This is a genomic window from Rhodoplanes roseus (genome assembly GCF_003258865.1).
Taxonomy (GTDB): domain Bacteria; phylum Pseudomonadota; class Alphaproteobacteria; order Rhizobiales; family Xanthobacteraceae; genus Rhodoplanes; species Rhodoplanes roseus.
The window spans coordinates 1-6,012 of the sequence record NZ_NPEX01000324.1; the positions used below are offsets into that span (position 1 = coordinate 1).

Genomic DNA, 6,012 nt, shown 5'->3' on the forward strand with positions numbered 1-6,012 from the left:
CGCCATTGGCGCCGGCGCCGGCCGGGGCCCCCGGTCCGGAGGCCTCGGCGCCGCCGGCGGAGCTGCCGAGCGAGCGGATCACCTCGTCCGGGGTCGGCAGGTCGGCCGCATAGGCGATGCGGACCAAGACCATCTCGGCGGCGGCGATCGGCTTGGCGGCCGCGCCGACCTCGGCGAGGCCCTTGAGCAGCATCTGCCAGGTCCGCGACAGCACCCGCATCGACAGCGCCGTGGCGAGGGCGCGCCCGCGGGTGCGCTCCGCCTCCGACAGCGCCCGGTCCTCGGCGACCGACGGCACCACCTTCACGCGGGTGACGAAATGGGTGAGCTCGGCCAGATCCTCCAGGACCGTGACCGGATCGGCGCCGCTGTCGTACTGGTCGCGCAGCTCGGTGAGGGCGCCGGCGATGTCGCCCCGCATCAGCGTCTCGAACAGGTCGATGACGCGGCTGCGGTCGGCGAGCCCCAGCATGGTGCGCACGCCGGTCGCGTCGACCGTGCCGCCGGCGCCGCCATTGGCGTGGGCGATCGCCTGGTCGAGCAGCGAGAGGGCGTCGCGCACCGAGCCTTCGGCGGCCCGCGCGATCAGCACCAGCGCGTCGGGATCGACCGTCACGTTCTCCTTGGCGGCGATGTTGCCGAGATGGGTGCCGAGGAGGTCGGCGTCGAGCCGGCGCAGGTCGAAGCGCTGGCAGCGCGACAGGACGGTGATCGGGACCTTGCGGATCTCGGTCGTCGCGAACACGAACTTGGCGTGCGGCGGCGGCTCCTCGAGGGTCTTCAGCACGGCGTTGAAGGCCGCCGTGGAGAGCATGTGCACCTCGTCGAGGATGTACACCTTGTAGCGGGCCGACACCGGCGCGTAGCGGATCGCGTCGTTGATCTGGCGGATGTCGTCGACGCCGTTGTGGGACGCCGCGTCCATCTCGATCACGTCGAAATGCCGGCTCTCCATGATGGCGGCGCAGTGCAGCCCGAGCGTCGGCATATGGATGGTCGGGCCGGCGATCGAGCCGTCCGGCAGCGCGTAGTTGAGCGCGCGGGCGAGAATCCGGGCCGTGGTGGTCTTGCCGACCCCGCGCACGCCGGTGAGGATCCAGGCCTGGGGGATGCGGCCGGTCTCGAACGCGTTCGAGATGGTCCGCACCATCGCGTCCTGGCCGATCAGGTCCTCGAAGCTGGATGGACGGTATTTTCGCGCCAGCACCCGGTAGGCGCCGGCGGGCTCGGACAGCGGGGCGGAGGAGGAGGATGCGAACGGGGCCGGGAACAGGCCGTCGGCGGACTCCGGAGCCGCCGGGGAGGCGGCCGGCCCGGACGGCCTCGCCGTCGCCGCATGCCCGGTTGTCTCGGCGTCGTCCATCGCTTCGGCCGGGCCTCGCAGCAGCGGAACACACGAAAAGCAGTGGGAGGCTGACAAGCGACCCGAACCGGGGCTCGTTAGGGCTGCTTCCTTCCGGACCTGACCCGGTTGGCGAGTGGCTCGTCCACCGCCAACCTCCCGCCCCCTATATCGACGGGACCGCGGCCGATTGCAAGCGCCTCGCGGCCCGGCATGGTACCGTCCTCCCATCGATTCCCTGCCCGCTGGTCACCCATGTCCGATTCCTCCGCCGCCTGGTCGCTGCACCCGCAGCTCGCCAAGGACACGATCAATATCGGCGATCTCCCGCTCTGCCGCGTGCTGGTGATCCAGGACGCCAACTACCCCTGGCTGCTGCTGGTGCCGCGACGGACCGGGGTGGCCGAGATCATCGACCTGGACGAGGTCGAGCAGGCCCAGCTGATGACCGAGATCGCCCGGGTCGGGCGGGCCCTCAAGGCCGTCACCGAATGCGACAAGCTCAATGTCGCGGCGCTCGGCAACGTGGTGCCGCAGCTCCATGTCCACCTGATCGCCCGCCGCACCACCGACGCCGCCTGGCCGCGCCCGGTGTGGGGCGTGGTGCCGCCGCTCGCCCACGATCCCAAGGAGGTCGAAGCCTTCATCCGCGCGTTGCGGAAGCGGATTTGGCTTGCGTCCGACTAGGGGCCCGCTTTTAGTGCCGCCATGTTGACCCCCCCTGATCCCGACGATCGTCCCCGGCTCGGCTACACGGGCAGCGCGCTCGACCGCGACCCCCTCGTCCGCCACGACCCCGACCGGCTGACGGCCCTCACGGCCGATCCGGCCGCCCGCGCCTATGTGACGGCGGGCGAGCTGGTGGTGATGCGGCGCGGCGCGCCGGCCGACCCGCTGTTCGGCCTCGCCGAGGCGGCCGCGCTCGGCCCGGTGCGCGAGCAGGTCTGGCTCGGCCACGCCGCCGCGACCTCCGGCCGGGCCGGCCGATTCGGAGTGGGGCTCGATCCGGCGGTGGCCGAGCAGCTCGCCGCCCGGCCCGACCTGCTGGTGACGGATCTGCGCGCGATCGCCGTGCAGGGGCTGGTCGCGGCCGAGCATCTCGGCCCGCTCGCCGAGGCCAAGGCGCTGCTGCTGTGGCACGCCCGCCACCGCTTCTGCTCGGTGTGCGGACAGCCCTCGCGGCTCGACCAGGCCGGCTGGCGCCGCTCCTGCCCGTCCTGCGGAGCCGAGCATTTCCCACGCACCGATCCGGTGGTGATCATGCTGGCCGTGGACGGCGACCGCTGCCTGCTCGGCCGCCAGGCGCGGTTCGCGCCGAGCATGTGGTCGTGCCTCGCCGGCTTCGTCGAGCCGGGCGAGAACATCGAGGAGGCGGTGCGCCGCGAGACCCTCGAGGAGGCCGGCATCCGCTGCGGGCGCGTGCACTACGTCGGCTCGCAGCCCTGGCCGTTCCCGATGTCGCTGATGATCGGCTGCACCGTCGAGGCGCTGACCACAGATCTGGTGATCGACCGCACCGAGCTCGAGGACCTGCGCTGGTTCTCCCGCGACGAGGTCGCCGCCATGCTGGCGGGCCGCCATCCCGACGGGCTGACCGCGCCGCCCCCCATTGCCATCGCCAATTTCATCGTTCGCGGCTGGGTCGAGGAGGCCTGGACGCCGGCGTGAGCCGGCGCCGGCCCGCGCCGATCCGCCGCGCAGGGATCATCCCGCATGGATGCCATCGACCGCAAGATCCTCGCTCTGCTGCAGGAGGACGCCTCGCTCTCGGTGCAGGAGATCGGCAACCGGGTCGGCCTCTCCTCGACGCCGTGCTGGAAGCGGATCCAGAAGCTGGAGGCGGCCGGCGTCATCTCGCGCCGGGTCGCGCTGGTCGATCCCGACAAGGTCGGGCTCGGCGTCACCGTGTTCGTCTCGGTGGAGACGGCCGACCATTCGCAGGAGTGGCTCGACCGTTTCGCCCAGACGGTCGGGGCGATGCCGCAGGTGATGGAGTTCTATCGGATGGCCGGCGACGTCGACTACATGCTGCGCGTGGTCGTCGCCGACATGCACGCCTACGACCGCTTCTACAAGCAGCTGATCGCCACGGTGCCGCTCAAGAACGTCACCTCGCGCTTCGCCATGGAGCGCATCAAGTCGACGACCGTGCTGCCGATCGGCGAGGTGCCGCTGCAGCGGTGAGGGTGGGACCGAAACAGGCGATTGGAGACCGGCTGATCAATTCGGGGGTCATTCCGGGGCGGCGCACAGCGCCGAACCCGGAATCCAGCCGAAAATTCGGAGTTTTCCGCTGGATTCCGGGTTCGCGGCTTCGCCGCGCCCCGGAATGACAGAAGCGCTCAGCTCTTGGTGACCTCGTTGGTCATGCGCGGCTTCATGAAGATCTTGTCCTGCAGGGTCAGCGTGCCGGTCATCACGTAGCCGATCACCGGCTTGTAGTCGTAGGTCGCCTCGCCCCAGATCAGGGTGCAGGCCGTGGTCGCGGTGGCGCAGGGATCGCGCAGCGCGCTCGGGACCAGGGTGGTCACGTCGGTGCCGGCGCTGCGCGCCGTGCCGCCGAGCGTCGCGCTCCACACCACGGTGGCCTTCTTGGACGTGTCGATGGTGACGCTCGTCACCGTGACCTTGAGCGGCGTCGTCGAATAGGGCGCGGCGACCGCCGAGGACGCCTTGAGGACGTCGGTGAGATCGGCGGTGGTGACCGTGGTGGCCTGCGCGACCAGGTCGGCGACGGTGCGCGACACCAGCGTCACCTTGCGGTCGATCGAGACCGCCTGGGTCACCTCGACGCCGCCGAGATAGAGCGTCAGCATCACGGGCAGGAGCAGCGCGAACTCGACCGCCGAGACGCCGCCTTCGTCGCGGGCGAAGCGGTCGAGCGGCCGCGCCAGGCGGCGGCCCAGGGCGACGACGGAGAGCAGCGGGCGGGCGTGCGGCATGGCAGCCTCAGAACGGTTCGTTGCGGAACGCGGCGGTCGCGACCAGCATGCGGGTGGTGGAGGCGGCGTCGGCCAGATAGGTCTGGGTCAGCGGCGAGACGATCGGCCATTTGTAGATCAGGCGGACGACGACGATCTCGTTCTTGCCGCCCGGATTGTAGTTCGTCACCGGGTTGCCGCTCGAATCCAGCGTCACGGTGCTGCTGATCGAGGCGAAGGACGTGTATTTCTGCACGTCCACGTACATGCCGGTCGAGCAGCTGAACAGCGCGACGACGCGGTCGCACACGGCGGACTTGAACTTGGCGGCGTCGAAGCTCGCGTTCTGGGCCTGGCCGGTCATGATCAGGCGTGCCGAATCGGCCGCGATCGTCTCGAGGTTCTGCTGGGCGAAGAAGACCAGCGCCGTTTCCATCGTCATCAGCAGGATCGACAGGAAGGGCAGCAGGACGATGCCGAACTCGATGGCGGTGGCGCCGTCCTGCCGGCGCACGAAACGCCGCAGCCAGACGGGAACCGTGCGCCCCGTCGCCAATCGTGACAATCCTGCTCGGGTGGACTCGAACATCACCCTGCATCGTCGGAGCATGGGCGCACCTCTCGCGAACGAGCTATTTTAGGCAAAAGCCTGTTGTGAAACCCTTGCACCGGACGAGCACCCGTCCGCCCCCTCCGTTGACGCGATGTTAACCCTGGGGCGGGCGAAGGCCACGCGGAGACCCGCGCGACGGGCGGACGCGCGGATCAGCGCGCCGGAGGCGAGCCGCCGCCGCCGGCCTGGGCGCGCTGGTTGCGCATGCCGATCTGACCGAGCGTCTGGTCGAAGAACTCCGGCGTGTCGCCGAGCGTGATACGGCGGTCGCAGTCCGGCGTGCAGCTGTAGGACTCGCGATGGATGCCGCGATAGACCACCACGGCGTCGGGCGGGCCCTGAACCTGCACGGCCTCGCTCATCAGCACCTTGCCGGCGCGGTCGAGCGCGATCAGATTGGTCACGCCGTAACCCTTGCCGGTGATCACCATCAGGCCGCCGGCCTGCACGGACACGTCGGCGATCAGCGGGTTTCCGACCACGATGGTGGAGACGTGCTCGGGCATCCGCAGCAGGCGGGCCTGATCCATGACGACGACGAGCGGCTCGGACGGCGTCGACGGCTCGGCGGCCGCCGCGCCGCCGATCAGACAGAGTGCGGCTCCAGCCAGAGCGGCCCGGTATCGCCGCGACGAACACGTCATCGGAACTCTCCAAACAGCACCTTGTCCGGCGGCCGTGAGACGGCCGTGGCGAACGTCTCGACCTTGCGGCGGAAGTGGTGAACGAAATACCAATGACGGGTTCCGGCAGCAGGCGCGGAAGAGCCCGGTTTTACGGGGGTTTCTCGCGTATTTTCACTGCTTTTGAAAGGCCGCGTTAACCACGCCGGGAAGGATCGCGGAACACCCGGGTTTCTGCGACCGGATTAACCGGCCCGCAAGGGGGGCGCGCTAAGTTGTCGCCATGGTTCGGAGCAGCCGGGACACAACGGCAGTCCGAGCCCGAGCTTCAGACAGTATGCGTGGAATCAGGAGCAGGACCATGAACACCCTTGTGAAGCGTTTCGTGAAGGACGAGTCCGGTGCGACCGCCATCGAGTACGGCCTCATCGCCGCCGGCATCTCGGTCGCCATCATCGCGGTCGTGAACTCGCTGGGCAGCCAGCTCAAGAACACCTTCACGAACATCTCGAC

The 6,012-nt window shown here is 69.6% G+C and carries 8 protein-coding genes and 1 other RNA gene; 4 read left to right on the plus strand and 5 right to left on the minus strand.

The genetic code is table 11. The annotated features are described in order from the left end of the window. Both CH341_RS27115 and ffs read right to left on the minus strand, forming a co-directional pair. Positions 1–1,363, minus strand: a 1,363-nt coding sequence (locus tag CH341_RS27115; protein WP_111422074.1) for a DNA polymerase III subunit gamma/tau, incomplete at its 3' end; no start/stop codon positions are given. 41 nt (positions 1,364–1,404) lie between these two features. Continuing rightward, positions 1,405–1,503: signal recognition particle sRNA small type (ffs, locus tag CH341_RS27120), an RNA gene on the minus strand. Between the two features lie 94 nt (positions 1,504–1,597). On the opposite strand from ffs, the gene CH341_RS27125 reads away from it, so the two are divergent. From CH341_RS27125 to CH341_RS27135, 3 genes are read left to right on the plus strand one after another with little or no spacing between them, the layout of a single operon-like run. Continuing rightward, on the plus strand, positions 1,598–2,029 hold the full coding sequence (locus CH341_RS27125; protein WP_111422075.1) for an HIT family protein: 432 nt from the start codon (positions 1,598–1,600) through the stop codon (positions 2,027–2,029). Between the two features lie 21 nt (positions 2,030–2,050). Then, positions 2,051–3,010, plus strand: a complete 960-nt coding sequence (gene nudC, locus CH341_RS27130; protein ID WP_111422076.1) for an NAD(+) diphosphatase — start codon at positions 2,051–2,053, stop codon at positions 3,008–3,010. 45 nt (positions 3,011–3,055) lie between these two features. After that, complete coding sequence (locus tag CH341_RS27135; RefSeq protein ID WP_111422077.1) at positions 3,056–3,526, plus strand: Lrp/AsnC family transcriptional regulator; 471 nt, start codon at positions 3,056–3,058, stop codon at positions 3,524–3,526. 158 nt (positions 3,527–3,684) lie between these two features. Here CH341_RS27135 and CH341_RS27140 read toward each other — a convergent pair whose 3' ends face one another. The 3 genes from CH341_RS27140 to CH341_RS27150 all read right to left on the minus strand — a co-directional run bounded on the left by CH341_RS27140 (position 3,685) and on the right by CH341_RS27150 (position 5,520). Then, a complete protein-coding gene (locus CH341_RS27140; RefSeq protein WP_111422078.1) occupies positions 3,685–4,284 on the minus strand; it encodes a TadE/TadG family type IV pilus assembly protein in 600 nt (199 codons plus the stop codon). A gap of 7 nt (positions 4,285–4,291) precedes the next feature. Beyond that, positions 4,292–4,852: a TadE/TadG family type IV pilus assembly protein gene (locus CH341_RS27145; protein ID WP_111422079.1), complete on the minus strand. Its 561-nt coding sequence runs from the start codon at positions 4,850–4,852 to the stop codon at positions 4,292–4,294. 176 nt (positions 4,853–5,028) lie between these two features. Then, positions 5,029–5,520, minus strand: coding sequence for a pilus assembly protein N-terminal domain-containing protein (locus tag CH341_RS27150; RefSeq protein ID WP_111422080.1), 492 nt, complete (start codon positions 5,518–5,520; stop codon positions 5,029–5,031). A gap of 340 nt (positions 5,521–5,860) precedes the next feature. Here CH341_RS27150 and CH341_RS27155 point away from each other — a divergent pair. Further along, positions 5,861–6,012: Flp family type IVb pilin (locus CH341_RS27155; RefSeq protein WP_111422081.1), on the plus strand; the 152-nt coding region annotated here is incomplete at its 3' end.

Coding starts and splice junctions, on each gene's coding strand:
- CH341_RS27125 (WP_111422075.1), top strand. CDS start 1,598: ATGTCCGATTCCTCCGCCGCCTGGTCGCTGCACCCGCAGCTCGCCAAG.
- nudC (WP_111422076.1), top strand. CDS start 2,051: ATGTTGACCCCCCCTGATCCCGACGATCGTCCCCGGCTCGGCTACACG.
- CH341_RS27135 (WP_111422077.1), top strand. CDS start 3,056: ATGGATGCCATCGACCGCAAGATCCTCGCTCTGCTGCAGGAGGACGCC.
- CH341_RS27140 (WP_111422078.1), bottom strand. CDS start 4,284: ATGCCGCACGCCCGCCCGCTGCTCTCCGTCGTCGCCCTGGGCCGCCGC.
- CH341_RS27145 (WP_111422079.1), bottom strand. CDS start 4,852: ATGTTCGAGTCCACCCGAGCAGGATTGTCACGATTGGCGACGGGGCGC.
- CH341_RS27150 (WP_111422080.1), bottom strand. CDS start 5,520: ATGACGTGTTCGTCGCGGCGATACCGGGCCGCTCTGGCTGGAGCCGCA.